27 protein-coding genes are annotated in these 26,299 nt (G+C 43.1%); 12 read left to right on the top strand and 15 right to left on the bottom strand.

Annotated features, from left to right (window positions below):
- Positions 1-31: 31 nt before the first annotated feature.
- The 11 genes from PJIAN_RS03045 to PJIAN_RS03095 all read right to left on the bottom strand — a co-directional run bounded on the left by PJIAN_RS03045 (position 32) and on the right by PJIAN_RS03095 (position 9,477).
- Complete coding sequence (locus PJIAN_RS03045; RefSeq protein ID WP_068701882.1) at positions 32-382, bottom strand: four helix bundle protein; 351 nt, start codon at positions 380-382, stop codon at positions 32-34.
- Between the two features lie 54 nt (positions 383-436).
- Complete coding sequence (locus tag PJIAN_RS03050) at positions 437-1,435, bottom strand: 4Fe-4S dicluster domain-containing protein (RefSeq protein ID WP_068701884.1); 999 nt, start codon at positions 1,433-1,435, stop codon at positions 437-439.
- 195 nt (positions 1,436-1,630) lie between these two features.
- Positions 1,631-2,431, bottom strand: coding sequence for a 4Fe-4S dicluster domain-containing protein (locus PJIAN_RS03055; protein WP_068701886.1), 801 nt, complete (start codon positions 2,429-2,431; stop codon positions 1,631-1,633).
- Positions 2,432-2,485: 54 nt separating this feature from the next.
- Positions 2,486-2,965, bottom strand: coding sequence for a hydrogenase iron-sulfur subunit (locus tag PJIAN_RS03060; protein WP_068701888.1), 480 nt, complete (start codon positions 2,963-2,965; stop codon positions 2,486-2,488).
- A gap of 116 nt (positions 2,966-3,081) precedes the next feature.
- Positions 3,082-5,082 (bottom strand): CoB--CoM heterodisulfide reductase iron-sulfur subunit A family protein, encoded by a 2,001-nt coding sequence (locus PJIAN_RS03065; protein WP_068701890.1) that lies wholly within the window; start codon positions 5,080-5,082, stop codon positions 3,082-3,084.
- Positions 5,083-5,248: 166 nt separating this feature from the next.
- On the bottom strand, positions 5,249-6,097 hold the full coding sequence (locus tag PJIAN_RS03070; protein ID WP_068701892.1) for a CoB--CoM heterodisulfide reductase iron-sulfur subunit B family protein: 849 nt from the start codon (positions 6,095-6,097) through the stop codon (positions 5,249-5,251).
- Between the two features lie 41 nt (positions 6,098-6,138).
- Positions 6,139-6,681, bottom strand: a complete 543-nt coding sequence (locus PJIAN_RS03075) for a 4Fe-4S dicluster domain-containing protein (protein WP_101750729.1) — start codon at positions 6,679-6,681, stop codon at positions 6,139-6,141.
- 363 nt (positions 6,682-7,044) lie between these two features.
- The gene (locus PJIAN_RS03080; RefSeq protein WP_153802466.1) at positions 7,045-8,013 is read right to left on the bottom strand and encodes a hypothetical protein; all 969 of its coding nucleotides are present in this window, start codon (positions 8,011-8,013) and stop codon (positions 7,045-7,047) included.
- 19 nt (positions 8,014-8,032) lie between these two features.
- Positions 8,033-8,485, bottom strand: coding sequence for a DUF6108 family protein (locus PJIAN_RS03085; RefSeq protein WP_153802467.1), 453 nt, complete (start codon positions 8,483-8,485; stop codon positions 8,033-8,035).
- A gap of 15 nt (positions 8,486-8,500) precedes the next feature.
- Positions 8,501-8,980, bottom strand: coding sequence for a PG0215 family putative anti-sigma factor (locus PJIAN_RS03090; protein WP_153802468.1), 480 nt, complete (start codon positions 8,978-8,980; stop codon positions 8,501-8,503).
- A complete protein-coding gene (locus PJIAN_RS03095) occupies positions 8,980-9,477 on the bottom strand; it encodes a GFO_1088 family ECF-type sigma factor (RefSeq protein WP_068701900.1) in 498 nt (165 codons plus the stop codon). The genes PJIAN_RS03090 and PJIAN_RS03095 overlap by 1 nt, the downstream gene beginning before the upstream one ends.
- Before the next feature lie 270 nt (positions 9,478-9,747).
- On the opposite strand from PJIAN_RS03095, the gene PJIAN_RS03100 reads away from it, so the two are divergent.
- From PJIAN_RS03100 to PJIAN_RS03130, 7 genes are all read left to right on the top strand, one after another.
- Complete coding sequence (locus tag PJIAN_RS03100; RefSeq protein WP_084252233.1) at positions 9,748-10,569, top strand: nitroreductase family protein; 822 nt, start codon at positions 9,748-9,750, stop codon at positions 10,567-10,569.
- Between the two features lie 6 nt (positions 10,570-10,575).
- Positions 10,576-11,115, top strand: coding sequence for a CDP-alcohol phosphatidyltransferase family protein (locus PJIAN_RS03105; protein WP_068701904.1), 540 nt, complete (start codon positions 10,576-10,578; stop codon positions 11,113-11,115).
- Positions 11,116-11,193: 78 nt separating this feature from the next.
- Positions 11,194-11,808: a class I SAM-dependent methyltransferase gene (locus PJIAN_RS03110; protein WP_068701906.1), complete on the top strand. Its 615-nt coding sequence runs from the start codon at positions 11,194-11,196 to the stop codon at positions 11,806-11,808.
- Complete coding sequence (locus tag PJIAN_RS03115) at positions 11,808-12,221, top strand: DUF134 domain-containing protein (RefSeq protein ID WP_084252234.1); 414 nt, start codon at positions 11,808-11,810, stop codon at positions 12,219-12,221. The genes PJIAN_RS03110 and PJIAN_RS03115 overlap by 1 nt, the downstream gene beginning before the upstream one ends.
- Positions 12,222-12,361: 140 nt before the next feature.
- Positions 12,362-12,742, top strand: a complete 381-nt coding sequence (locus tag PJIAN_RS03120) for a NifB/NifX family molybdenum-iron cluster-binding protein (protein ID WP_068701908.1) — start codon at positions 12,362-12,364, stop codon at positions 12,740-12,742.
- Positions 12,743-12,975: 233 nt separating this feature from the next.
- Positions 12,976-13,668, top strand: a complete 693-nt coding sequence (locus PJIAN_RS03125) for a TonB-dependent receptor plug domain-containing protein (protein ID WP_068701910.1) — start codon at positions 12,976-12,978, stop codon at positions 13,666-13,668.
- A 222-nt stretch (positions 13,669-13,890) separates the two neighbouring features.
- Entirely contained in the window at positions 13,891-14,295 is a 405-nt protein-coding gene (locus PJIAN_RS03130; RefSeq protein ID WP_068701912.1) for a septal ring lytic transglycosylase RlpA family protein, read from the top strand.
- Between the two features lie 10 nt (positions 14,296-14,305).
- Here the strand turns inward: PJIAN_RS03130 and PJIAN_RS03135 are convergent, their stop codons facing one another.
- The 4 genes from PJIAN_RS03135 to PJIAN_RS03150 are packed head-to-tail and all read right to left on the bottom strand — an operon-like array spanning position 14,306 to position 18,352.
- Positions 14,306-14,941, bottom strand: coding sequence for a WbqC family protein (locus tag PJIAN_RS03135; protein WP_068701914.1), 636 nt, complete (start codon positions 14,939-14,941; stop codon positions 14,306-14,308).
- 28 nt (positions 14,942-14,969) lie between these two features.
- Positions 14,970-16,436 (bottom strand): aminoacyl-histidine dipeptidase, encoded by a 1,467-nt coding sequence (locus PJIAN_RS03140; protein WP_068701916.1) that lies wholly within the window; start codon positions 16,434-16,436, stop codon positions 14,970-14,972.
- A gap of 17 nt (positions 16,437-16,453) precedes the next feature.
- Positions 16,454-17,494 (bottom strand): S41 family peptidase, encoded by a 1,041-nt coding sequence (locus PJIAN_RS03145; protein WP_068701918.1) that lies wholly within the window; start codon positions 17,492-17,494, stop codon positions 16,454-16,456.
- A gap of 9 nt (positions 17,495-17,503) precedes the next feature.
- Positions 17,504-18,352, bottom strand: coding sequence for a DUF3316 domain-containing protein (locus PJIAN_RS03150; RefSeq protein WP_172795563.1), 849 nt, complete (start codon positions 18,350-18,352; stop codon positions 17,504-17,506).
- 310 nt (positions 18,353-18,662) lie between these two features.
- On the opposite strand from PJIAN_RS03150, the gene mnmG reads away from it, so the two are divergent.
- The 5 genes from mnmG (at position 18,663) to PJIAN_RS03175 (ending at position 26,280) form a co-directional block, all read left to right on the top strand.
- On the top strand, positions 18,663-20,537 hold the full coding sequence (mnmG, locus tag PJIAN_RS03155) for a tRNA uridine-5-carboxymethylaminomethyl(34) synthesis enzyme MnmG (protein WP_068701922.1): 1,875 nt from the start codon (positions 18,663-18,665) through the stop codon (positions 20,535-20,537).
- A 104-nt stretch (positions 20,538-20,641) separates the two neighbouring features.
- Positions 20,642-21,166 carry an adenine phosphoribosyltransferase gene (locus tag PJIAN_RS03160; RefSeq protein ID WP_068701924.1) on the top strand — a complete coding sequence of 175 codons (525 nt, stop codon included), beginning with the start codon at positions 20,642-20,644 and terminating at the stop codon, positions 21,164-21,166.
- Between the two features lie 20 nt (positions 21,167-21,186).
- Positions 21,187-23,007, top strand: a complete 1,821-nt coding sequence (uvrC, locus tag PJIAN_RS03165) for an excinuclease ABC subunit UvrC (RefSeq protein WP_068701926.1) — start codon at positions 21,187-21,189, stop codon at positions 23,005-23,007.
- A gap of 192 nt (positions 23,008-23,199) precedes the next feature.
- On the top strand, positions 23,200-24,144 hold the full coding sequence (locus tag PJIAN_RS03170; RefSeq protein ID WP_068701928.1) for a bifunctional riboflavin kinase/FAD synthetase: 945 nt from the start codon (positions 23,200-23,202) through the stop codon (positions 24,142-24,144).
- A 39-nt stretch (positions 24,145-24,183) separates the two neighbouring features.
- The gene (locus PJIAN_RS03175; RefSeq protein ID WP_068701930.1) at positions 24,184-26,280 is read left to right on the top strand and encodes a M3 family metallopeptidase; all 2,097 of its coding nucleotides are present in this window, start codon (positions 24,184-24,186) and stop codon (positions 26,278-26,280) included.
- Positions 26,281-26,299: the final 19 nt, after the last annotated feature.

Here is a 26,299-nt window from a genome sequence, read left to right on the forward strand (position 1 = left end):
GTTGTAAATTATCCATAAGCGTACGTCTTAATCAGTTCTTTTTTGATGTGATGATGATTTTTGAAATCACATTGTGTATAGAATTCAATTTTTCTTTCAGAGCCGAAGGATCCGGATAATTCTTTGATCTTTCACAAAGAATCAACCAATATTCTGTTTCGTCAGCCTCTTTTGCTGCTATCTTCAATTTGTGAATAAAATCTACCTTGCTCTCTGCATTTTGGGCTTCACGGACATTCGCTCCGATGGAAGTCCCTGATTTAAGCAATTGATTGGCAATAACAAATTTCCTGTTTTCTTCCAGCAATTCGCAATATTCGATAATGGCCAAAGCAAATTCTACCGAAAGGTTGACGATCAAATTATCCTTGTCATTTTTCATAATCAATAAAATCAAAGGCTGTTTCCATCTTCAAATTTTCACATCCCCAAATCCTCAAATCGAGGAAAGATGTTCCGATAAATTCATATCCACGGGGCAAGCGCGTGAACAACGGCCACAACCGGTACAGCCCCTTACGGAAAGACGATCGGGCATATACGAAAATTTGTGCAAAAGGCGTTGCCGCCAGCGTTGAGCCTGCGTCTGACGGGGATTATGTCCCGAGGTGTGCAGGGTAAACAGTGCGAATCCGCATGAATCCCAGCAACGGAGACGGTTCCCTTTGGTGCCGTGCGCATCTTCCTGAATGTCGAAGCAGGCGCAGGTAGGACAAACATAGGCACACGCTCCGCAGCCGATGCAGCGTTGCGATTGCGCTTTCCAGATCGGACTCTCGAATGCGGTCTGCAACTTCTCCTGAACGGTTTTAATATCGAATTTCTCCGGTAACTTCACCAGATATTCCTCCTTTACATCACCACGATCGGCTTCAAAAACGGCCTCATCGGCTTTCACCAAGGCTTCGCCCTTTTCGGTCAGGATCTCGGCCAGAAAACCGCCGTTAACCGGTGTAAACTGGATATCGCTCCCGGCGGTATTGCCCGGGCCGCCGTTAACGGAAGTACAGAAACAGTACTCATCGGCTTTGGTGCAGGCCAGCGTCACCACCACGGTGCGTTGCAGGCGGGCATTGTAGAGTTCGTCTTTGTAATCCCAGTTAAAGATCGCTCCCAGCGGATTGAATCCGGCAGCATCGCAGGGATGCAGGCCGAACACCACCGTTTCAGGATAGGCGTTCAGGTCGGCATTTTCGAGTTGAACCTTGCCCTTCTCTTTTTCGTACGAAAAGAGCACATCGGTACGTGGAAATGCTACCGACTTCGCCGACTGGGTGGTCTGAATATGGTCGAATACGATTTCGTCGGCCGAAGCCACACGCCCGAAATCAACCTTGGCACCCTTGTTCACCGGAGCGTAGAGATGTTTCCCGTCACTGACAATTTTCGTAAGCCAACGGTTAAGCGATGCCTGAGTAATGAAACGTTTTTCCATATTATCAACAGCCCCCTAAATCCCCCTCAAGGGGGACTTAAAGAATCTGCATTTTAAATTGATTCTTGTTTTTTTATTTCCGTTCGAGTTCTTTTCTACAAAATCTTCTGTTCAGTAACTCCCTCCAATGACTAATTTTGCGCATTATCCCAGATTAAAAGTCCCCCTTGAGGGGGATTTAGGGGGCTGGAGCTGCTACCGTATAAAGTTTTCCTTATCCTCCGGTTTGAAGGTTGAGAGCGCATTGTCGCCCGACACGGCCTGATTGACATCCAGCGCGAAATTATCGGTTACCTCCTGCACAATCTGGTGACTGAGCAGATGTATCGGCAAGCCCAGCGGACAAGCGGCTCCGCAAGCTCCACAGTCGGCACAACGACCGGTCATGTGCATGGCGCGGTTGATGTGCCATTCGATATTAGCCAGCGTACTTGCCCACGGCTGAATCCATTGCGGACGGTTCTCTTCAACGATGCATTTGGTGCAGTAGCACATCGGACAAGCCGCCCGACAGGCGTAGCACTTGAAACATTTCGAAAGTTCGGCCGACCAGAATTCCCAACGCTCTTCACGACTCATGGCATTGAGTTTTTCGATCAACGCTTTATCGTCTTCGCGGGCAGGAACAGGTGCGGTTTGCAGGTAAGCCGTAATGTCGTCGGTGGTCGCAAACTGAATCACCTCCCTTTCTGCGGAAACAGTGAGGACAACCAGTTTGTCGAGTTGAATCTGGTGTTCGGTCAACAAACGCAGGATGCTACGCAGGGCAAAATAGGATGCTGTGATGGCAATCTTCTGTCCGCCGATCAGCTCTTTGTGTGTCAGGTAAACGGCCAGATTGCCGGTGCAACGGTCGTCGTATATCAGTTTGGCGGTATCGTCGGCCGAAGAGATAAAGCAGGGGCGCGGATGACGGGTGCCTTCTTCGTAACCGATCACCATCTGAACCTCGCCCGATTGCAGCAACTCAGCAGCCTTTTTTCTCAGTTCTTCCATTGAAAATTTCTTTATTTCAGATTAACTTGTTCACGCGTCAACTTGTAGACTCGTTTACTTTATTATCATCGCCTCCTGACCGTCAATAATACTCTGATCCTGTTGTGCCAGATAGTCGGCTGCCTTGCGGTATTGCGTGTAAGGTCCCAGTTCGCGAACAGCGGTCACGGTACCATTTACCACGTCGGCCCATTTGGCTCCTTCGGCTGCCGACACCCACGAAAACTGAATGCGGTTTACGTCGATGCCCATAAAGTTGAGCAACCCGCGGAAAATCACCCAGCGGCGACGCGCGTGAAAATTACCCGAGGTGTAGTGGCAATCGTTGGGATGGCACCCCGACACGATAATGCCGTCGGCACCTTCGGCAAAGGCTTTGAGCAGCAGCATGAAGTCGATGCGGCCGGTACACGGGAAACGTACAATCTTCACGTTGGAAGCGTATTTGATACGGCTCGTCCCCGTCAGGTCGGCACCCGCGTAGGTACACCAGTTGCAGACAAACGCAACGATCTTCGGTTCAAATTCTGACATGGTTTTATTTACGATTTATTCATTTACAATTCTTCGGGACAAGCGACTTCCAAGTCGCTTGAAAAATATGACCTCGAATAAAGCGACTTGGAAGTCGCTTGTCCCGTCACATCATTTTACTCATTCAGCAGCGCCATTACCTCGGCAAACATCTGTTCGTTCGAAAAGCCCTGCATATCGATGGCTTTCGAGCGGCAGAAGGCCACGCACGTACCGCATCCCTGACATAATCCCGGGTTGACTTTCGCCACAGTTTTGATTACGCTGCCGTCGCGCCCTTTGATCTCTTCGCGTTCGATGGCGTTGTAAGGACAAGCCGTCTGGCACATAAAGCACCCCACGCAGGTAGAGAATACCGGAGGAGCCGAACGGTTCACCACGGCAATCAATGGTTCGCGGGTCAATTCGTTGTTCGAGAAGAGACCGATCACCTTGGCAGCGGCGCCCGAGGCCATTCCCACCGTTTCGGGAATATCTTTCGGAGCCTGACAGGCACCGCACAGGAAAATACCTGCCGTGTTGGTTTCTACCGGTTTCAGTTTCGGATGCGCTTCGGCAAAGAACTTGTAAGCGTCGTACGACACATGCATCTTCTGCGCCAGCTCTTCCGCTCCGGGGTTGGAAACACCTGCCGTGGCAAGTACCACCATATCGGCTTCAATCTCCACCGGTTTGCTCCCGAGCAGTGTATCGGCACCTTTCACGATGTATTTACCGTCCTTTTCGTAGATACGGGCCACCCGTCCACGGATATAGTTCACACCGTCGTCTTCGATGGCACGGCGCACAAATTCTTCATAGTTTTTGCCGCCTGCACGGATGTCCATGTAAAAGACATACGATTCGCCATCATGCACCTTGTGCTGGTAAAGCATGGCATGTTTGGCGGTGTACATACAGCATATTTTCGAGCAATAAGGAATGCCTTTGGCCGGATCGCGGGAGCCTGAACAGGCAATGAATACGATCTTCTTGGGCACTTTGCCATCCGACGGACGGCGGATTTCACCCAGTGTCGGCCCTGATGCCGAAGCCAGACGTTCGAACTGCAATCCGGTAAGTACGTCAGCATATTTGCCGTAACCATATTCGGGGAAGAAGTCGGTTTTCAGCACGTTGAACCCGGTGGCAATCACCACGGCTCCGATGTCTTCGGTAATAAACTGATCGGGAAGGTCGTATTGAATAGCGCCTGTGGGACATACTTTTTCGCACACCTTGCATTTGCCTTTTTGGTAGTAAGTACAATTAGCCCGGTCGATCACCGGTTTGTTGGGCACAGCCTGCGGAAACGGGGTGTAGATAGCAGTACGCATACCCAATCCTTCGTTGAATTCGCTGGGAATTTTCTTGCTCGGACATTTGGTGGTGCACAATCCGCAGCCGGTACAGAGCTTATAATCCACACTTTTTGCCTTCAGGCGGATAGTTGCTTTGAAGTTGCCGATAAAACCATCGAGATGTTCCAGTTCGGCGTAAGTGTATAGAGTAATATTCGGGTGTTGCGCCACCTCCACCATACGGGGAGTAAGGATACATTGCGAACAGTCGAGTGTAGGGAAAGTTTCGGAGAGTTGCGACATGTGACCGCCGATGGAGGGTTCTTTTTCCACCATGATGACCTGTTGTCCGGCATTGGCAATGTCGAGTGCTGCCTGAATACCTGCAATACCGCCCCCAATGACCAGCGCCTTTTTGGTAATGGGCACCTTGATGGCGTTCAACGGTTTGTTCTTCTTCACCTTCTCAACCAGCATTTTGACCAGGTCGATCGCCTTTTCAGTGGTCTGCTCGTTTTTCTCGTGCACCCAGGAACAATGTTCGCGCAGGTTCGACATTTCGCAGAGATAGGGATTCAGTCCGGCTTCAGCACACGCTTTACGGAACGTCGGTTCGTGCATGCGCGGCGAGCAAGCGCCTACCACAACACCGGTCAACCCTTTTTCTTTGATGGCGTTTTTGATGAGTGTTTGCCCCGGATCGGAACACATGTATTTGTAGTCGGTGGCAAATTCCACCCCGTCCATTTTTCCGGCTTCGGCGGCTACCTTTTCACAATCGACAGTAGCGCTGATGTTCTCTCCGCAATGGCAAATAAAAACTCCTATTTTCGACATGGTGCTAATTTGAAAATTTGGGAATTTGAAAATTTGAAAATGAAACAGCAATCGGGTTCCACTCAATTTTCGCAATCTCAGATAAATATTTTTTCAACATGAAGACGCTAAGGCACAAAGATAATTGTCAATACAAAAATAATTTGTGTCTCCGTGTCTTTGTGTTTTAACCGATTTTCACCGGAACAAAATGTTTCTGTAAACCAACCTCTTTCGGGCTCAGGCCCACGGCAAGACCGATGGCTTGTGTAATGTAAATGACCGATATATTGATTTTCTGTTTCAGGTATTCGTTGATTTGCGGACGACGCATATCGAGATTCGACTGGCACATGGGACAGGCTACAATGATGGCCTCGGCACCACGATCGGCGGCATCTTTCACGATGTTGCCTGATAATTTGGCTACCACGTCGGTGCGCGATACGGAAAATCCGGCTCCGCAACATTCGGTTTTGAAACCCCATTCGATGGGTTCGGCACCCGAACGTTTCATCAGGATATCCATCGATTGCGGATCTTCCAGTCGGTCGAATTTTAGGATGTTGTGAGGGCGAACCAACAGGCAACCGTAGTAGCAGGCCACCTTGTGACCGAACGGTGTAGTAACTTTCTGCTCCAGACGGTCGGCCACATATTTGTCAATCAACTGCATCACATTCAATATTTGCAGGTTGCCACTGATCGGCATCTCGATTATGTCGCTGACACGCTGTTTGAGCGCTTCGTCTTTATTCAGTTCGTGCTGAGTCACCGTCAGACGGTTGTAGCAGGCGGCACAAGGCACCACAACTTCCTCGAATCCCTGTTTTTCGGCCAATGCCAAAATGCGGGTCGAGAGGGAGAGCGCCAGCTCCTTGTTCATATTGTGAGCAGCCGTGGCTCCGCAACAGTTCCAGTCGTTGATCTCTTCCAACTCAATGTCGAAAGCTTTTGCCACGGCCAGTACCGATTGCGCATATTCCGATGAAGAGCCCTTCAACGAACAGCCAGGATAAAATCCTAATTTCTTCATAGCGTTATTTTTTACCGCAGTAATCTCAGCGATCTTTGCGGTTAAATCTTGGTTTTCGAGAAAATTCCTTTGATATTTCGGGTTCCTTTAATCATCTCGGGTACCAACGGCAATTTACCTTTGGCATACATTTTCGGAGCCAGCTTCACATCCTGAGTCAGATGGAAAGTGCGCGTCTTGTAACCGGCTATCAGGCCGATTTCGTACAGACGTCCGGTATATTTGATGGAATCGAGGAAGGCGCGGTGGAAAGCGACGATGTCGCGCGATTGGTGATTGATTTTGTGTTCGCCGGCCGATTTTTCGCGGAGATAATCCATGATCTGAGGAATGTCGATGGACATCGGACAACGTTCGATACAGTTCTGGCACGATACGCAAAGCCATATCGTTTTCGAATTCAACAGTTGCTGAAACAGCTCTTCGTCTCTGGTTTGCAACATGTGCATTACCATACTGGGAGGAAAATCCATTTCGTCGGCTAGCTGACAACCGGCACTACATTTACCGCATTGGTAACAGCGATTTACATTCACACCGGTATGTTGCTGCAATTCCAGTATTGATTTTTGGTTGGCTATCATATTGGTTTTTGAAACATTATGCCATCTTGCCGTGCACAATTGTACGAATTGTGTGCAATCCGTGTGATTTTTTCATCAAAATGGCAACTCTACTTTTCACAAAACGATGCAATTTGCAATCTGTAGTTTGCAAACGGAAGCAAAATTAATCCTTTATCCTGATAGTTGTACCCGTTTTGGTTGACCAATTTTATGTTGTAAAACATACTTTTTGCTATTATTGTCAAAAACAGTAATTTATCAATCTGCCATCCACTCATAATCTGCTCAAAAACATATAAACTGTGTAATTTTTAACACAACAAAGGCCTGAATCATCCCAAAATATGACGATTCAGGCCCTAAAATTATTCCTGCTTTATCTTAAAAATGGAGCATCAAGCCTAAAGACACAGCTCTTACATCAGGTCCTTTCCCGCTCTGAAAAATCTTAACCAAGCCATATTTTGCAAAAACGCTGAAATCGCCATATCCAGCCTGTGCAATCAGATCGATAGAAACAGGATTTGTATTCAATCCTTTATCTTCTACTTTCTTAATGGTATTCCCTTCAGCATCATTGTACTTCACTTTATACGAGCAAAACGTTTTAATGCCTCCTTCTAAACCGGCAGCAACATACGATTTATGATCATGCCCGAAAGTAGGCTGCCATTCAAGCATCAGCGGCAGAGTAAGATGCACGATTTTCAAGCGGCTATATTGATACTTTATTCCGGCAAGAGCATTATAAACTCCCGTCACTCCATCGACATCCACCAAATGGGTATTGTTGTCGAGACGGAATGTCTTCCAGTTCATCCCCAACCCGGTAGTAATTCCGAAAGTGTTCCGGTAAATAGGCAAAATATGTTCGAACAGGTTGATAAACCATTCGGTCGATTGATCGGGTTTGATGGCCAAGCCGTTGACATTATTCAGTTTAGAGTGTGAATCATTGGTGATGTTGGCATAGGCAATCCCGAAACCTGCATAGTGCGGTTGCATACTATAATTTTTACGAGAATACTTTTCTCCATGTTTCTTGTTCAGGAAAGGCAATTGCAGACCAACTTCTTCCATCACAGTCCATTTTTCATAACTCTTCCCATCACTGAATATGCCTTCGTAAAGTTGTTTGTATGGTACAGAGTCATTGCCCTGATCACAAACTTTGATTTTTACCTGATCGGCATTATCCTCTATTTTCACCGTCTTATGATTAAAGTGGATAGTGGTATCAACCGGCAAAACAGCTGCTTTTGCTCCGAAAGCCATTGAGACAATCAAAGCCAGTACGAATACGGTTCTCATTCGTATTACATTCGTTGATAATGAATAAAATCGTTTCATAGGATAGTTTATTTATGTGTTATTTCTTTTTCAATAATAGATTCAGGATATCATCAGCCTCATCGCTACTCTCCAGATAGACCAGCGTAATTTTATATCCCGACGAGGTTGCATTGTAAAGAATCAGACGATTGAGCCGGCCTTTGCGGGGAAGTTGCAGAATGATTGTGGAGAGGTTTCCGCTTGAGATTACCTGTTTCACTTTTTTGGCTCCTTCCTGATCTTTAGCCAGACACTTACGGATAAAATCTCCGGCACCAGGATCATCATTGATGACAATGCTTTTGAACAGCGACAGGTTATAGTCACCCAGCATTTCGCCCGAAAGCTCTACCATGGTAACCCCCTTCTTTTTCCCGTAAATATCGAACACCTTGCTGATTTGCAAATCTTTCTGTGCCGCCAGATGCTGTGGCAATGCCAAAGCCATCATCGCAAACAGAAGAAAACAAAGTTTAGTTGAGCGTCTCATTTTATTTTGGTTTTATTAGTTTCCTGAAAATACAGATAGTTGATCTTTTATAACTTGTTCGGTTTTGAACTGCTTTGTTGTTTGTTCCACTTCGTCGGAACCGGAAGCAATATCGCTTATCGATTGCATGGCCTCAGCTTTCACGGCAGTTACATCGGTCACTTTTACGCCGTCAACGTAAGCATAGCACTGAGGCTGTTCCATCATCAGCGATTTTACCAGAAAAACTCCTCCGACTAAAGCTGCCGCTACACTTGCCCAACGAATCATCGGGATGATTACAGTTTTTTTCGCCGGTTTGACCTCTTTTTTCTCTCCTGCAAAATATCCCATCATGGCACGAGCGGCCTCATACCGGTCCGGCAAATTCGGTTGCGAAAGGAACAAATGCAACTGCCGCTCTTCCTCAGCCGAAGTAAATCCTTCGTAGTATTTCTCCAGAAGCGCATCGGCCTCTTTCATGCTGATTGTTTTATTTTTGCTGAATAGTTGCATTATCTTGTCCATTTTAAATACTCCTCTCTCACTTTTTTCCGTGCCCTCGACAGGTTCATCCGCACGGCTTCTATTTGTGTGCCGGTTATTTCGGCTATTTGTTCTACTTCGTATTCTTCAATATCTTTCATCCGTATAATTGCCTGTTGTAGCGGCGGTAACCTGTCAATTATAAAACGAATGATCTCGTCGCTGTTTTTCCGCTCCAGTTGCAGGTAGGGATTGTCGGGTCCGGCCTGCCGATATATCTCATCGTCGAGTGAGGTCTCCCTTCCCCTGATCCGGATCTTGTCAACACAGATATTTTTGGTTACCGTGGTGGCAAAAGCCGGAATGCTGTCATACTTGTCGAGCGAATCGCGAATGTGCCAGAGCTTGAGAAATACCTCTTGTACGGCATCCTCAGCATCTTGCTCTTCCTCAAGCATTTTCCATGCTATATGTAAGAGCTTTTCGCGTAGCGGCACGACTTCCGCTTTAAATCGTTCGGGATTCATTTTACAATATGACGAAGCTATCACTCATTTATAACATCGTAACAATAATTTTTTTTCAAAAACAGTTCATTTGGAACGCAAAAATACTAATTTTCAGCAGGATGAGGGAAAAAATAGATAAAGGTTTGCCAAAAGAAAATAGGAACGGGGGTCGTGCATATTAAAAAAACACGGATATGAAGACAAACAATTTGAAGCATATCAACTAAATTTGCTGCCGCTGACAGATTTTAGAATTTCCATTATAAATCAACATACAACAATATAACTATGAGCCTACTGACTATCGACAACGCGGCATGTAAAGGATGTGGCATTTGTATTCAGGCTTGTCCTGTTTCCATTATCTCCATGAGTGACGACAAAACGCCTTTTGTTTCTGCCGAAAAAGAAAAACGTTGTGTGCTTTGCGGCCATTGCGAATCGATCTGTCCCGACTCGGCTCTGAAGCACAATCATCTTCCGGAGATGGCACCTATACGACGCGAAAAGCTCAAAGAGGTAACTCCCGATAATATCGCTGAATATTTCCGCAGTCGCCGTTCAATTCGTGCATTTTTGCCGAAAAAAGTAGAAAAAGAGACCTTGGAAGAAGTTATCGATATTGTACGTTATGCTCCCACAGGCGTCAACCGCCAGATGAATCGCTGGGTGGTAGTGAGCGATTCGCAAACCATCCGCCAACTGGGAGAAGGAGTTATAGCGTGGATGAAAGCGATGATTCCGGTCAATCCCGAACTGGCTAAACGGCTTAACTTTGCCGGGCTGGTTGCTGCATTCGAACGGGGGAATGATGTAATTTGCCGCAATGCTCCACATTTGGTAATAGGCTATACCGAAACAGCTTATTCCACCGGCGCAAAAGACAATACCATCGCGGCTTCTCATCTCGAACTGCTGCTTCCCGCTTTCGGACTCGGCGGATGCTGGGCCGGTTACCTGATGGTCGCTCTCCAGTTTTCACCCGACTTAAAAAAAGTGATCGGACTCAACGACTCGTACACCGTCCACTCGGCTTTGATGGTAGGATACCCGAAATATCGCTATTTCAAAACTCCTCAACGCAAAGAGGCTCAGGTAAACTGGATGTAGATTGTAATGCTACCGAAACAGATTCCGAATATATTGTCGATTTGCCGCATTGGGTTATCGGGGATGCTTCTGCTTCTCTCCGCGAACTCATTTCTCTTTCTGATAATTTATCTCCTGGCCGGAATCACCGACGTGGCAGACGGGTACATTGCCCGCAAGTACAGATGGACCAGCCGCACCGGCGCCCTACTCGATTCATTGGCCGATGCTGTATTTTCCCTTGCTATTTTATTGATTATCTCGTTAAATTTCAGAACGGTAATTACAGGCAATCTGCTTTGGCTGGTTCTGATTTTGACCCTCAAATTGTGTTCATTCACTACCGGCTTAATTCGCTTCCGAAAAGCGGTTGCCATTCATACCATTGCCAATAAAGCAACCGGACTATTGCTGTTCTTTTTCATTCCTCTCGTTTTCTTCTCCATTTCCGGTTTTTTCATCAAAGCCATTTTCATCATTTGCCTCCTGCCTGCAATAGAAGAGTTTTTCATTATTTTGTGTTGCGAGGAACTGAACATGAACAGGAAGAGCATATTTAGTAAATAAAAAAATCTCTATACAAAACCAACATTTTGAGCATATGTTCAAAATAAAGTATATATTTGCATTCAAAATTATTCAATTATGACCAACTTTGATTTGGCTGCTGCCGGATGGGATGGCAATTCTATCCATTGGGAACGCTCGCAGGCTATTGCCAACGATATAAAAACAATATTGCCCATTGATAAAAACTGGCGGGTTTTGGAATACGGAGCAGGCACCGGCATCCTGAGTTTTATGCTAAAGGATGATGTGAAAGAGATCGTTATGATGGACAGCTCGGAAGAGATGGTGAGAGTGATGCAACAAAAAGTTACCGATAGCGGTACGACCAATCTTCACCCTACGGTTTTCAACATGGAGAAAGATGATTTCTACGGAGAAAAGGTCGATCTTGTTGCAACACAGATGGTACTTCATCACGTTGCTAAAATAGAACCTTTGCTGGAAAAATTTTACGCGTTGCTGAATACCGGTGGATATATCGCCATCGCCGATTTGTATACGGAAGACGGATCCTTTCATGGCAAAGGATTTGACGGACATAACGGATTCGATCCGCAGGAAATGGAGAAAATGCTTGTTGCGGCCGGCTTCAAAAATCCACAATATAAAACCTGTTTCGTGATGAACAAACCGGTTGAAAACGGAGAGATAAAAGCATTCCCTGTATTCTTCTTAACAGCACAAAAATAATGCCTCGTCCTAAATGTCAACGCAGGATCGGCTGTCCGCCGACCATGGAGGGATTCAAACCATTTGGAATTCACAGAAATGGGAAAGAGACGGTAACCCTTCTTTTTGAAGAGTACGAAGCACTTCGCCTCACTGATTACGAAGGTTTGACTCAGGAACAGGCAGCCGAAAAGATGCAGGTTTCCCGTCCGACTTTTACCCGGATATACGAACAGGCGCGCAAAACTATCGCGAAAGCGTTTGTCGAAGGTTCAGCCATAATAATTCAAGGTGGAGATGTTCAGTTTGATAAGAAATGGTATCGATGCAGAACCTGTCACCGCCTTGTGGAAGGAATAGAAAATCATATTCGTTGTCACGGATGTACAAAATATAGCGACGACGAGCTGAAGGAGATAACGAGTTATATATGATTCGTTTGTATTGTTAATTCAAAAACAAAAAATTCTCATAGTATGAAATGAACATGTTGCTTTACAATACCAACAGAAATGAAAATAATTTTCAGTAACATGGAATTCCATTTGTCCTTTAAAATCAAAATTATTTACAAATGAAAAAGATAGCAGTTCCTACAAAAGAAAATCTGGTTGATGACCATTTTGGCCATTGCGATGCCTATACCGTTTTTTCTATCAATCAGCAAAACCAGATTGAAGGTGCCGTTATTGTACCTTCGCCTGCAGGATGCGGATGCAAAAGCAACATCGCATCGACCCTGCAGCAATTGGGAGTAACAACTATGCTGGCCGGAAATATGGGCGATGGCGCTTTGAACAAGCTCAAAAGCCATGGCATCGATGTTTTGCGTGGATGTTCAGGCAATGTGCGCGTTGTAGTGGAAAATTTTATCAGTGGTAAAACCGTTGACTCGGGCATTGGATGCAGTCATAATCACGAAGGAGGCGAACACTCCTGCAACCACGGTAGCTGATCATTCATCCTCTCCTTTTATTTCAAACAAAAGGTCTCTGTTCAGGAGACCTTTTTTGATTTGAAGCCGGCTTTATCATAAAGTCACCTTGACATTTTCTTTGATATGAGAGTTTGTTTCATTTTTGCATTTTGCTCAATATCGGACTTATAAACAGAAAAATAGTTATTAATCATTTAAAATACATACATTTGTGATTCACTAAATAAATCAACCTTTAATCTATCCTTATCATGAAAAATCCATCGTTACTAAAAACAGTCAGTATTACGACTCTTCTGCTGACGCTCATTACCGGTTACGCATTTTGTCAGGAAATCACGGTTACTGGTTTAATTAAAGATATCTTCAATCACCCGATTGAAGGTGTAAGCGTAAAAATAAAGGGAAGTAAGGCTGAAGCAGTGTCCGACACAGCCGGTATTTATCAAATCTCGGCACCGGCAAAAGGGAAGCTAATTTTTTCCCGCAAAGGATTTGTGACGCAAAAAGTGGCTGTTAATAATCAAAATACCATCACTATTTTTTTGGTCTATGACCTAAATGATCCCGATAGAGAAATCAATATTGGTTACGGTACGGTTCAAAGATCAAAGATGACTCAATCTGTAAGCTCGGTTGATGAAAAGATGATCACGCGAAATAATACAGGAAATATCGAGATTCTTTTCAAAAACGTTCCCGGGGTTGAGGTCGTTCACTCTGGAAGCGAAATGAAACTGCGTGTCCGTGGTATCTCTACAATTAACAGCTCTTCCGATCCGCTAATCATTCTGGATGATATCCCCTATTCCGGTCTTCTCAGTACCTTAAATCCTAATGATATAAAATCGATCGACGTACTGAAAGATGCATCCGCTACAGCCATTTACGGTGTACGAGGAGCTAATGGCGTGATTTTGATTACGACCAAGAAAAGCCGGTAACCGTTTAAAATAGCCCTTATTTGTTTTAACATATTTACCAAATAAACAATAATAAACCCTGAGAAATTGGAAATATTGAGGAGGAAATTGCTGGGAATCCGAATAAAATTGCTTAATTTGTAAATCTAAATCGTTTGGCTATTCTCTTTTGCCCGAAAAAAAGAGGTAATCCGACAGTCTCTGTTACTTGTAACCAGATTCTGCCAGTCACCCACCAAGACAATGAAACTAACCATACGACTACTGCTTCTTTTCTTTCTATTCAGCGTAGGATTCTCATATGCTCAGGAGCACGGAAATGCAACCTATTACAACAAAAAAATGCATGGACGCAGAACTTCTGATGGCAGCAGATATCACAAAGACAGTCTGACATGCGCTCATCGCACTTATCCGCTGGGAACGTTATTAAAAGTGCGAAATCCGAAAAACAATAAAGAAGTAATAGTAAAAGTGACCGATCGTGGTCCTCATCGCCGTAATTTAATCATCGACCTCTCTTATGCTGCTGCAAAAGAGATTGATATCGTGCGTTTTGGCATTGCCCCCGTCGAAATATCAAGAGTCGAGGCTGCTGATGCTGCTTCGGCACCTAACGATTCTATTGCGTTACACGAACGTAAATAGGCATCACCAATTACTGCATAATCATCTTTTTCAGGATTTCTTTCGACTCAGGTCCCATATTGAACAGTAAATCAACAATGCTCATGTTGGGAATAAATCCGAGTTTCTGATCAAACACCTGATAATAAGGAACAACTCTATATGCCGGATCTTCTGATTCCGGCATTTTTTTTGGATGTATCCTTTCTCGAAGATCCAACTCACCTTCTCCGAACTCCGTTTTATAATCGTCAGTAAATTCAATAGCAAATTCAGCATCAATCAGTTCCAAAATTTTTGACTGGATACTGATATTGAAATCAAACAGACAATCCCATTTTTTCTCGTAAAACGGGAGAAGATCGTCTGTATAATATTCGAAAAACGGGGATGAATTGTAAGCTGCCACCAGCGAGCGCCAATGGAGAGTTTGCCAGTCGGTATGAGAAGAAAGGCGTATGTCGCGTGAAAGACATTTGACGCTCTCTCCTTTATCAACAGGAATGGAAAGTGGAATGACCCCGTTTCCCGTTACAATCTGGCAACGGTTGCGGTAAGTCTGTTTAAGGTAGTTATCATGCTGCTCGATATATACATGCCCTGCCGACAGCATTCGGGCGTAATAATGCAAAGGAGCCAGATAAGCAACTGACATCCAGACGTTCATTCCACTTTCCATCAATTATTTTTCAAGATTATTTTGCAGGGATCGCTTTCAAAACAGCGGTCAGATAATCCCAGAACTTGGCTACAGTTGCAATATTCACCTTTTCATCAGGCGAATGCGGGTGACGAATGGTCGGTCCGAACGAAATCATATCCAGTCCGGGAACAGCAGAACCGATAATTCCACATTCCAATCCGGCGTGAATTACTTTAATCTCGGGAGTATTTCCAAATTTATCGGCATAAACCTGCGACATCACCTTCAGTATCGGAGAATCGAAATGAGGTTGCCATCCGGGATAACCTCCTGAAAATTCAACTTTTGCACCTGCAAGAGAGAAAACACTCTCAATCATCGAGCAAAGTTCTTCTTTCATTGATTCAACCGAACTTCTTACCAGACAAGCTACTTCTACATGCGAACCATCCGATTTTACAATTGCCAGGTTCGTAGAAGTTTCTACCACTTCGGGCATTTCCGGCACAAATCGTAACACACCGTTCGGACAAGCTGTTATCCCGTTAATCAGGTCATCCTGAACAAATTCAGGCAACATTCCTTCGGGGAGATCAACCTCTTCGGCAATAATCTTCAAATCAGGTTCAACCGAAGCATACTCCGATTTGAAAATCGCTTCCATTTCAGAAATCGCTTCCAGAAGATCATCCTGACCTTCTTCCGGAACAGTCACCACGGCAAATGCCTCACGTGGAATGGCATTACGGAGATTTCCGCCTTCAACCGAAGCAAGACGTGCTTCGAACGAAGAAACTAAATATTTCAGTAAGCGGAAAAGCAATTTATTGGCGTTGGCACGGCCGAGGTTAATATCCAACCCGGAGTGTCCGCCTTTCAGGCCTGTAAGGCTGATCTTATAAGCTACATCGCCATGATATACGGGCTCTTCTTTGTATGCAAAAGAAATGTGAGCATTTATACCGCCCGCACATCCCACATAAAGTTCGCCTTCATCTTCAGAGTCGAGATTAAGCAATACTTCACCTTTCAAAGTTCCGTTTTTCAAACCCACAGCACCAAACATTCCGGTTTCTTCATCGGCTGTAATCAGCACTTCTACAGGACCATGAGTTAGATCCTTTGATTGAAGTACGGCTAATGCCGAAGCCACACCAATACCATTGTCGGCTCCAAGAGTCGTTTGATTGGCTCTTACCCATTCGCCATCAACAAATGCGTCGATAGGATCTTTCTCAAAATCATGCGCCACAGCAGCATTTTTCTGAGGAACCATATCCATGTGCGCCTGAAGTACAACGCCTTTCAGATTTTCCAAACCCGGAGTTGCCGGCTTACGAATAATGACATTTCCGGCTTCATCTTCAAAAGATTCCAAACCAAGATTTTTGCCAAAATCTACCAGATACTTTGTTATCAGATCACGCTTCCCCGAAGGGCGTGGAATTTGAGTTAATGCCTTGAAATTTTGCCATACAGCTACCGGCTGTAACTGTTCAATGGCACGATTCTTTTCCATATTGTTTGAATAAATGGTTAATTTACTTTATGTTGTTTCAAATAAGTAATTGCAGTTTCAATGATGGTGTCAATTCCCTTGGAAATATCTGTCGGACTCATATCAACTTTAATATCTGGAGAAATACCGAATTCAATATTATTCATATCAGCATCGTACATCGGGCATGCCGAATAACGCACCATCCATCCGTTAGGCAGCTCACTATTCATCGGAAGTCCGCCGCCACCACCCGTCTGGTCGCCGATAATCACCACATTAGGCAGTTGCTTCATAATACAAACAAAATCGTTCGTTGCACTATAACACGAACGGTTTGTCAGAACCACCACCGGCTTTTTTACCCAATTCGTTGCTATTGAACTGGTTGAAAACGGAGTCAGGGTTTGAGCAATGGGAGATGAAAATTCATCATGACCGGTACCTGTTTTATGCCGGATGTAGCCATAAGTCAACGATTGTGTGGTAAACCGTGAGGCAATATCCTCGGCATAGGTCAACACCCCCCCCCCATTGTTACGAACATCAATAATTAATCCCTGGCAGTTGGCCAACATGCCAATAGCATATGAAAGATTTGCACCGGAAAATCCGTCTGAGAAATCGCCATAATAAATATATCCAATGGCCGATTTCGGCAAAACATTGTATTTAAAACCACCTGCAATGTAATAATTCTTTCCCAGATAACGGTCGCTATACAAAATAGTTGAGCTGAAATTATCCGGATAGTCCAGATACCATTTCCAGTAACGGCCCACATCAAACGACGACACCAGATTCACATGCCCATCCTTCAGTTCTGCCAGCATATTGCTGCAAATTCTGAAAAACTGAACATAGTTGAGCGTATCTGAACGTTGAAGTTTGGCTCTGTAAACATTTCCAATCGAATCCCAATTAATTTTTTTATAGGTGAAATAGCAATAATGGTCGTCCATTATCTTCCAGAGAGACTCAAAATTTGTCTTGTAATCGTTGATATTCGATGGTTCGTCTACCGACATCTTACAAGATGCAAAGCTAATGGCTATGATTAAAATCAATATTTGTCGCATGACCGGAATTTACTTGTTTATATCGTTATAAGAGGCTGGAGCTTTATGCTTGCCACGGTCAAACGTCGAAAAATTTATCACAGTTCCTATCGAAAAAACATTCTGCATCGACTCAAAGTGCAAAGAATTGGCGTGATGCTTTTCGTAATCATGGGTATATGATAATCTGAGAGTCATCCGCTTAAACATCAGATCGGCTGATAAACTGCTATTCCACGCAAACGAGTTGTTTAACGATGAAAAATGGATGGCATTGCCTAGCTTACCCAACGTAAACATCTCGTAATAAGACGACCCATATTCCGGCACAAACATCACTCCAGCCAAAGGAGATCTCGTTGAATAGCGAAATATAACCTGAAATTTTTTAATATTCATGGTATATTGTGCTATTGCAGAAGCATTTATTTGAGTTGAAATATCGGCTGAATATGGATTATTCCCGTTATTAAAGCTATATTTACTGGCAAAGAAAACATCCCAGATGCCTCCCACCAAAATTTTCAGATTCGTCACTGGACGAAAATGGTAATGAACCCCAATTCCGGGGCGCAAAGAAAGATAAAAAATTGAGTTCGTCTTTGCCTCATTATCCGTCATTCCACCCGAAACCATGAGGGTTCGCTGCAAGGAAACCTTATTGTTCGATTCAGAGATAAAACGCATTGATTCGTAATCGGCTCTGAATAGGGTTCCCGTATAAACCAAAGGCGATAAATATTCATCATGAACACTTACACCTCCAATTCCCAACGACCAGCCACCACTCGTAATCGTATTTTTTGGTTCTTGGGCAAAAATGGAAGTAAGCGACAACAATACAAAAAACAGTACAGCTTTTGCTCTGAATTTCACCATATCGTTGGATTTCAAATTAGAAAAACAAAAGTACATGATTTTTTTTATTTTCATTTCGGCTTCAAAAGTTTTGGCAGTAAATATCTCCAAATTATTATTTATTTGTAATACAGCTATTTAATTTCATAAAACTTCAAAAGAATAAAGCAAGAAGCCGCATTTTGTAAACAGGAGAAAGAGGTTTATAAGACATAAAGCACTCATTTATTGATTTATATATAGATAAACAAAAAAACACCGCGGAAAATAGTAAAGCAGGGCGACGGTATATTTTTTGTAATTTTGCAGGTTATAACTGAATATAAATCAAATGACTTTACAATACGACGTTATCGTGGTAGGCGCCGGACATGCCGGTTGCGAAGCTGCTTGTGCGGCAGCCAATCTTGGTTCAAAAACATTGCTGATAACAATGGACATGAACAAAATAGCACAAATGAGTTGTAATCCTGCTGTTGGTGGAATAGCGAAAGGACAAATTGTAAGAGAGATTGATGCATTGGGAGGCTTTACCGGTATCGTTGCTGACAAAACTGCGATTCAGTTCCGATTGCTTAACCGCTCCAAAGGACCAGCCATGTGGAGTCCCCGCACGCAAAACGACCGCCAGCAATTTATCATAGAGTGGAGAAATATCGTTGAAAACACAAAAAATCTTGATATCTGGCAGGATCAGGTTCTTGAGGTGATAACACAACAAGACCAGATTTGCGGAGTAAAAACGAGTTTGGGTGTTGAGATATTTGCAAAGAGTGTAGTGCTGACAAACGGTACTTTTCTCAACGGTCTGCTCCATTTCGGTGCAAAACAAATTCCCGGCGGACGCATTGCCGAACCGGCAGCAAAAGGATTAACCGAAAGTTTGGTGGAATTAGGTTTCACTGCCGGACGCATGAAGACCGGCACACCTGTCAGAATCGACGGTCGTTCGGTCGATTTTTCAAAAATGGGGCAACAAGACGGCGACGATGATTTTCACAAATTTTCTTACCTTTCATCGTCAAAAAGAGAACTTCCGCAATGTAGTTGCTGGATTACCTACACCAATGAGAAAACGCACGACATTCTTCGTGGCGGATTAGAATTTTCTCCTCTTTTCAACGGACAAATAAAAAGTATCGGACCTCGTTATTGTCCCAGTATTGAAACAAAAATTGTCACCTTTGCCGATAAAGAACGTCATCAGCTTTTTTTAGAACCGGAAGGTGCAAACACGCAGGAATATTATCTGAACGGTTTTTCGTCATCGCTTCCAATCGATGTTCAGATAAATGCACTTCACACCATTGAAGGTTTCGAAAATGTACGTATTTATCGGCCGGGTTATGCTATCGAGTACGATTTCTTTCCCCCTACCCAACTGAAACATTCGTTAGAAACGAAACTGATAAAAAACCTCTTTTTCGCCGGTCAAATCAATGGAACTACCGGATATGAAGAGGCTGCCGGACAAGGTTTGATTGCCGGCATTAATGCACATATTGCATGTCACGGCGGCGAACCGTTTGTATTAGGAAGAGACGAAGCTTACATTGGCGTTCTCATCGATGATTTGGTAACAAAAGGAGTGGATGAGCCCTACCGTATGTTCACTTCGCGTGCCGAATATCGCATTCTCCTTCGCCAGGACGATGCGGACATTCGCCTTACAGAAAAATCGTACCAACTTGGACTCGCGTCCAAAGAACGCTATGACGAACTCATCGAGAAAAAAGAGAACAGAGATAATCTTATCAACTTTATTCGCGAAACATCTGTAAAGCCTGATGAAATCAACAATTATCTTGAACAAATCGGATCGTCGCCGGTACGACAAACAGTAAAATTGCTTGATCTTGTTTTAAGACCTCAAATAACTATTTCAGAACTTTCTGAGGAGATTTCATCGCTAAAATCGAAGATTTCGGAAATAAAAAACCAACAACAAGAAGTTGTAGAAGCTGCTGAAATAACTCTGAAATACCAAGGCTATATTGAAAGAGAAAAAACAATTGCAGAAAAGCTTCAACGTCTCGAACATATTAAAATCAAAGACAAATTTGATTATTCTACAATTTTGTCGCTTTCAACGGAAGCAAGACAAAAGCTTGCAAAAATAAATCCCGAAACCATCGGTCAAGCTAGCCGTATTTCAGGAATTTCGCCGAGCGACATCAACATCCTCCTGGTTCTTCTGGGAAGATAGCCATTTGTTCCACGTGGAACGGAAATTTCACGCGGATATTTGCAAAAATCGGATCGCAAACCAAAAAATACAAATTGTTCCACGTGGAACGCAATACAAATTTCATGAGTTTAGAAAAAATAAAAGCAGGAATCAGAGATGTGCCAGACTTTCCTCACCCTGGCATTATGTTCAAAGATCTAACAACAGTGTTCAAAAACGGCAACGATTTACAAGAAATTGCCAGCATGTTGTATGATAAATATAAAGAAACCGGCCTCACAAAAATTGTAGGAATTGAATCCAGAGGCTTTATTACTGGTCCAATTCTTGCTGAAAAATTGGGTGTAGGATTTGTTCCTGTACGCAAAAAAGGAAAATTACCGGCAGATACAATTGAAGAAAGTTACTCAAAAGAATACGGAGTTGACATAATTCAGATTCACAAAGATGCCCTAAATGCTGACGACGTTGTCCTCTTACACGACGATTTGCTTGCTACGGGAGGAACAATGAAAGCCGCGTACAATCTGGTGAAAAAATTCGGAGTGAAAACTGTCTATGTAAATTGCCTTGTTGAACTCGATTTTCTAAAAGGAAGAGATACGCTGGAAGAAGCAAATGAAGTATATTCACTTATACATTTCTAATTTCACCCCCTACCCTACGCATGGATGAACGTCTTAACATAAAAGAAAATCTCCAACTTATTCTTAGTACACTCCCGGAAAAACCGGGAGTGTATCAGTATTTCGATAAGGAAGGTAAAATTATTTACGTAGGGAAAGCCAAGAATCTAAAGAAAAGAGTCTCCTCTTACTTTACAAAAAAGCACGATAGTCCGAAAGTATCTGTCCTTGTTAAGCAAATTATCAACCTGAAGTATATTGTCGTTGACACAGAAGAAGACGCATTGCTTTTGGAAAACAACCTCATCAAAGAGCACCAGCCGAGGTATAATATATTGCTCAAGGATGACAAAACCTATCCCTGGCTTTGCATAACGAAGGAACCATTTCCAAGAGTTTTCAAAACACGCAAGATTTTCAAAAACGGAGCAAGATATTTTGGGCCATTTAGTTCTCTGGCTACCCTTCATGTTTTACTTTCATTCATTGGCGAAATTTATCCGTTACGTACATGCAAGCTTAATTTATCGGACGAAAACATTAAATCCGGCAAGTTCAAAGTTTGCCTGCAATACCATATTCACAAGTGCAAAGGACCCTGTGAAGGACTTCAATCTGAAGAAGAATACCTCCAAATGATTTCGGAAGTAGAAGAAATTGCTAATGGTAATGTGAATGCAATCTCAACCTATTTGCAAAATCAAATGAGCGCTCTTGCTGCCGAATTGAAATTTGAAGAAGCTCAAATAATAAAGGAAAAATACGACGCAATAGAACGCTATAAATCAAAATCTATCGTAATTACGGCCAACCTAGACGATTACGATGTGTTTGCCTACGACGAAGATGACAAATCGGCTTATATCAACATATTACGAATATCAAAAGGTTCTATCATTCAAGGTTATACCATTGAGTACACGAAACGGTTGGATGAGCCCAAGGAAGAAATTCTGGCGATGGCCATCGTTGAGTTAAGGACAAAGCTAAAGAGTAAGACAAAACAATTGCTCGTACCATTTCTTCCCGATCTGGAATTAGCCAACGTAACATTTTCAATTCCTTCGCGAGGAGATAAAAAGAAGTTGCTCGATCTTTCCATGCAAAATGTAAGGGAATATAAACTTGAAAAATTGAAGCAGGCAGAAAAGCTCAATCCGGACCACCGAATGATGCGAATTCTGAATACTTTGCAAAAAGATCTTAAAATGAGCAATTTACCGATGCACATCGAATGCTTCGATAATTCAAACATTCAGGGAACAAATCCGGTAGCTGCCTGTGTCGTTTTCAAAAAAGCCAAGCCTGCAAAAAAAGACTATCGCCATTTCAATATCAAAACGGTTGAAGGTCCTAACGATTTTGCGTCGATGGAAGAGGTGGTATACCGCCGTTATCGCAGGATGCTTGATGAAGGCACTCCCCTACCCCAACTAGTGGTGATCGATGGAGGCAAAGGTCAGCTTGGAATGGCGATGAGTGCTCTTCGTCAATTAGACATCCCGGCACGGATTACCGTAATTGGCATTGCAAAACGTTTGGAAGAAATCTATTTTCCGGAAGATCCTATTCCGCTTTATCTGGACAAAAATTCCGAAAGCCTGAAATTGATTCAGCAACTTCGAGATGAAGCTCACCGATTCGGAATCACTCATCACCGAAACAGGAGAAGCAAAGCTCAAGTGAGCTCGGAACTGGATTCGATAGCCGGAATTGGAGAAAAAAGCAAAAAAGAGCTGCTGACTCATTTTAAAAGCGTAAAACGACTTAGATTGGCATCAAATGATGAAATAGCCGAAATTGTAGGAAGCAAAAGAGCTTCAATTATTTATAAGCATTTTCATCCCGATTTAAGCCTCTGAGAATTGAATATTTAATTTGCGACGGGTATTTGCCCGGCAAATATTCAATTCTGACACTGTTGAAGCACCATTTTTAATTCAGCTTCGGATAATCGAATCGAAAATTCAAATCAATAAAAGATAATGAACGCCATTTGTTATTGTACTTCCATTTCGTAACTTTGCGCCGTTTATCAAACCAAACTTTACTACGTGCAAATAATAACTAACATACAAAATGCTCCGGAAGAACAACTGGCCATCACGGTTGGTTTTTTTGATGGTGTTCACCGCGGTCACCGTTTCTTAATTGAAAACCTGAAACAGGTAGCTTCCGAAAAAGGACTCAAAACTGCAGTACTGACTTTTCGCGAACATCCCCGTAAAGCGCTGCACAGCGATTTCGTTCCGGAACTTCTGACCACCTGTGAAGAAAAAATGGCTTTGCTGGCTCAAACCGGTCTTGACTATTGCATTCTTCTCGATTTTACTCCCGACATTCAGAATTTAACAGCTGAAGAATTTATCAAGAATCTTTTGCATGATACCTTGCATGTAAAAGTGCTTCTGACGGGTTACGATAACAGAATCGGTAAAGGCCGTGTCGATGGATTTGAGCAGTATGTGGTTTACGGTCACGAAGTTGGGTTGCTTGTTCAAAAAGCCGAAGAGTTTTCTTATAAAGGGAAACAAATAAGTTCTTCCGAAATAAGACGCCTGATTGACGAAGGGGATATTGCAATTGCCAATCAATTAATGGGTTCCACATACAAGATTGATGGTAAGGTAGTTGCCGGTCAACAGATTGGAAGAACCATCGGATTTCCTACAGCCAATATACACGTATCAAATACAGAAAAAAAGATACCCCAACTGGGCGTTTATGCCTGCTGGGTTCAAATTGATGATGACCGCTACAAAGGTATGCTAAACATTGGCCTTCGTCCTACCCTAATCCCTGAAAATCAGAGAGCTACTATTGAAGTAAATATTATAGATTTCGATCAGGATATTTATGGAGAACATATCACTCTTGAGATAATCAAAAAAGTGAGAGACGAAAAAAGATTTCCTGATCTTGAAACATTACGAAAACAGATAGAAGAAGATAAGCTGCAAATAGTCAATATTTTAGATAAATTTATTCCTTATCAATAAATCCAATTTACTGATTTTCAGATATAAACAAAGCAACCGATGAAAAAATTATTTCTAACATTAATTTCTCTTATTATGCTTACATCCGGCGTATTAAAAGGAGAAAACAATCCTTTCTTCACTCCTTACAAAACAGCATTCGGTGTTCCACCGTTCGATAAAATCAAAACTGAACACTACCTTCCTGCCTTCATAGAAGGTATTAAACAGCATCAAAAAGAAATAGATGCCATTGCCAACAATCCTGCACCGGTAACGTTTGCCAACACAATGGCTGCAATGGAATATTCAGGCAAACTCCTGACAAAAGTTTCCATGGTATTTTTCAACCTTGAAGAATCAATGCACAGCGCTGAAATGCAGGCAATTGCTGAGAAAGTAACACCCATGCTTACAGAGCATTCTGACAATATTCTGCTGAATGGAAAACTATTCAAACGCGTTGAAACTTTATACAAAAATCGTTCGCAAATTCGATTGACAGCCGAACAACGTCGTGTAATTGAAGAGCAATATAAAAAATTCATCCACAACGGGGCTGCACTGAATGACCAACAAAAGAAAGAGCTAAGGGAAATCAACAAAAACCTGGCTATGTTGCAATTAAAGTTCGGAAATAACCTTCTGGCTGAAACAAACAGTTTCAAAATGGTTCTTGATAAAGAAGAAGATCTTGCCGGCTTACCTGAAAGCGTAAAAGCAGCTGCCGCAGAAGATGCCAAAGCAGCTAATCTGCCCGGAAAATGGATTTTCACTGCTCAAAAAACAAGCTGGATTCCATTTCTGACTTACAGTACCCGTCGCGATCTTCGTGAAAAACTGTATAAAGGTTACTGGATGAGAGGTGATTACGGAAATGCCACAGATAATAAGCAGGTTATTCTGGACATCATGAAAAACCGCATCGCTCTGGCGAATTTGCTTGGATTCAAAACTTCGGCTGATTACATATTGGACAATACAATGGCTAAAACTCCTGCAAGAGTTGATGCGCTTCTTCAGTCAATCTGGACTCCGGCTGTTGCCAAAGCAAAAGACGAAGTGAAAGAAATGCAGTCGATTATCGATAGCGAAAACGGAGGCTTCAAACTGGCAATGTGGGATTGGTGGTATTATGCAGAAAAAGTACGCAAAGCTAAATATGACCTTAACGAAGATGAACTGAAACCGTATTTCAAACTTGAGAACGTTCGCAAAGGCGTGTTTGAAGTTGCTCACCGTTTATATGGCATCAATTTCGAAAAACTCAAAAATGTTCCTGTTTATCACCCTGATGTTGAAGCTTTTAAAGTTTCAGATGCAGATGGAAAACTGATCGGTATTCTTTACACTGACTACTTTCCCCGCGCAAGTAAAACTGTAGGTGCCTGGATGAACAATATCCGCGATCAATACATCGAAAAAGGGATAATGGTGCGCCCTGTTATCGTAAATGTTGGTAACCTTGCCAAACCTACAGCAACTTCACCATCGCTCTTAAGCATGGATGATGTAGGAACTCTCTTCCACGAATTCGGACATGCTTTACACGGTCTTTTATCGCAATGTACATATCCCAGTGTCAGCGGAACCAGTGTGCCCCGCGATTTTGTAGAATGTCCTTCTCAATTCATGGAAAACTTTGCTTTCCAGCCGGAAGTGATGAAAATGTATGCATTTCATTATAAAACAGGCGAGTTGATGCCTGAATCTTTAATGAAAAAGATACAGAATTCCACCTATTTCAATCAGGGTTTTGAAATGACAGAACTGGTGGCAGCTTCTATTCTCGATATGAAATGGCACGAACTTACCAGCGTAGACGGCATTGATGTTGACAAGTTTGAAAAAGAACAAATGGACAAAATCGGATTAATTCCGGAAATTTTGCCCCGCTACCGTTCAACATACTTCAAACATATCTTTAATGACGGATATTCAGCCGGTTATTACAGCTATCAATGGGCATCGGTATTCGAAAAAGATGCATTCGAGTTATTCAAGGAAAAAGGTATTTTTGATCCTGCCACCGCAACATCGTTCCGCAAAAACATACTGGAACGCGGTAACAGCGATGATCCAATGAAATTTTACGTAAAATTCCGTGGCCACGAGCCGACTTCCGATGCACTTTTGAAAAGCAAAGGATTGAAATAAGAAACAGATAGGGCAAAGT

The organism is Paludibacter jiangxiensis, from assembly GCF_001618385.1.
Classification (GTDB): Bacteria; Bacteroidota; Bacteroidia; order Bacteroidales; family Paludibacteraceae; genus Microbacter; species Microbacter jiangxiensis.

What these genes read in the sequence shown, in the direction of transcription:
- PJIAN_RS03120 (WP_068701908.1), top strand. Translation starts at nt 12,362, where the DNA reads ATGAAAAAGATAGCAGTTCCTACAAAAGAAAATCTGGTTGATGACCAT.
- PJIAN_RS03080 (WP_153802466.1), bottom strand. Translation starts at nt 8,013, where the DNA reads ATGAAACGATTTTATTCATTATCAACGAATGTAATACGAATGAGAACC.
- PJIAN_RS03140 (WP_068701916.1), bottom strand. Translation starts at nt 16,436, where the DNA reads ATGGAAAAGAATCGTGCCATTGAACAGTTACAGCCGGTAGCTGTATGG.
- PJIAN_RS03130 (WP_068701912.1), top strand. Translation starts at nt 13,891, where the DNA reads ATGAAACTAACCATACGACTACTGCTTCTTTTCTTTCTATTCAGCGTA.
- PJIAN_RS03085 (WP_153802467.1), bottom strand. Translation starts at nt 8,485, where the DNA reads ATGAGACGCTCAACTAAACTTTGTTTTCTTCTGTTTGCGATGATGGCT.
- PJIAN_RS03070 (WP_068701892.1), bottom strand. Translation starts at nt 6,097, where the DNA reads ATGAAGAAATTAGGATTTTATCCTGGCTGTTCGTTGAAGGGCTCTTCA.
- PJIAN_RS03150 (WP_172795563.1), bottom strand. Translation starts at nt 18,352, where the DNA reads ATGGTGAAATTCAGAGCAAAAGCTGTACTGTTTTTTGTATTGTTGTCG.
- PJIAN_RS03135 (WP_068701914.1), bottom strand. Translation starts at nt 14,941, where the DNA reads ATGAACGTCTGGATGTCAGTTGCTTATCTGGCTCCTTTGCATTATTAC.
- PJIAN_RS03055 (WP_068701886.1), bottom strand. Translation starts at nt 2,431, where the DNA reads ATGGAAGAACTGAGAAAAAAGGCTGCTGAGTTGCTGCAATCGGGCGAG.
- PJIAN_RS03160 (WP_068701924.1), top strand. Translation starts at nt 20,642, where the DNA reads ATGAGTTTAGAAAAAATAAAAGCAGGAATCAGAGATGTGCCAGACTTT.
- PJIAN_RS03110 (WP_068701906.1), top strand. Translation starts at nt 11,194, where the DNA reads ATGACCAACTTTGATTTGGCTGCTGCCGGATGGGATGGCAATTCTATC.
- PJIAN_RS03050 (WP_068701884.1), bottom strand. Translation starts at nt 1,435, where the DNA reads ATGGAAAAACGTTTCATTACTCAGGCATCGCTTAACCGTTGGCTTACG.
- PJIAN_RS03175 (WP_068701930.1), top strand. Translation starts at nt 24,184, where the DNA reads ATGAAAAAATTATTTCTAACATTAATTTCTCTTATTATGCTTACATCC.
- mnmG (WP_068701922.1), top strand. Translation starts at nt 18,663, where the DNA reads ATGACTTTACAATACGACGTTATCGTGGTAGGCGCCGGACATGCCGGT.
- PJIAN_RS03105 (WP_068701904.1), top strand. Translation starts at nt 10,576, where the DNA reads ATGCTACCGAAACAGATTCCGAATATATTGTCGATTTGCCGCATTGGG.
- uvrC (WP_068701926.1), top strand. Translation starts at nt 21,187, where the DNA reads ATGGATGAACGTCTTAACATAAAAGAAAATCTCCAACTTATTCTTAGT.
- PJIAN_RS03090 (WP_153802468.1), bottom strand. Translation starts at nt 8,980, where the DNA reads ATGCAACTATTCAGCAAAAATAAAACAATCAGCATGAAAGAGGCCGAT.
- PJIAN_RS03145 (WP_068701918.1), bottom strand. Translation starts at nt 17,494, where the DNA reads ATGCGACAAATATTGATTTTAATCATAGCCATTAGCTTTGCATCTTGT.
- PJIAN_RS03065 (WP_068701890.1), bottom strand. Translation starts at nt 5,082, where the DNA reads ATGTCGAAAATAGGAGTTTTTATTTGCCATTGCGGAGAGAACATCAGC.
- PJIAN_RS03045 (WP_068701882.1), bottom strand. Translation starts at nt 382, where the DNA reads ATGAAAAATGACAAGGATAATTTGATCGTCAACCTTTCGGTAGAATTT.
- PJIAN_RS03095 (WP_068701900.1), bottom strand. Translation starts at nt 9,477, where the DNA reads ATGAATCCCGAACGATTTAAAGCGGAAGTCGTGCCGCTACGCGAAAAG.
- PJIAN_RS03125 (WP_068701910.1), top strand. Translation starts at nt 12,976, where the DNA reads ATGAAAAATCCATCGTTACTAAAAACAGTCAGTATTACGACTCTTCTG.
- PJIAN_RS03115 (WP_084252234.1), top strand. Translation starts at nt 11,808, where the DNA reads ATGCCTCGTCCTAAATGTCAACGCAGGATCGGCTGTCCGCCGACCATG.
- PJIAN_RS03100 (WP_084252233.1), top strand. Translation starts at nt 9,748, where the DNA reads ATGAGCCTACTGACTATCGACAACGCGGCATGTAAAGGATGTGGCATT.
- PJIAN_RS03075 (WP_101750729.1), bottom strand. Translation starts at nt 6,681, where the DNA reads ATGATAGCCAACCAAAAATCAATACTGGAATTGCAGCAACATACCGGT.
- PJIAN_RS03060 (WP_068701888.1), bottom strand. Translation starts at nt 2,965, where the DNA reads ATGTCAGAATTTGAACCGAAGATCGTTGCGTTTGTCTGCAACTGGTGT.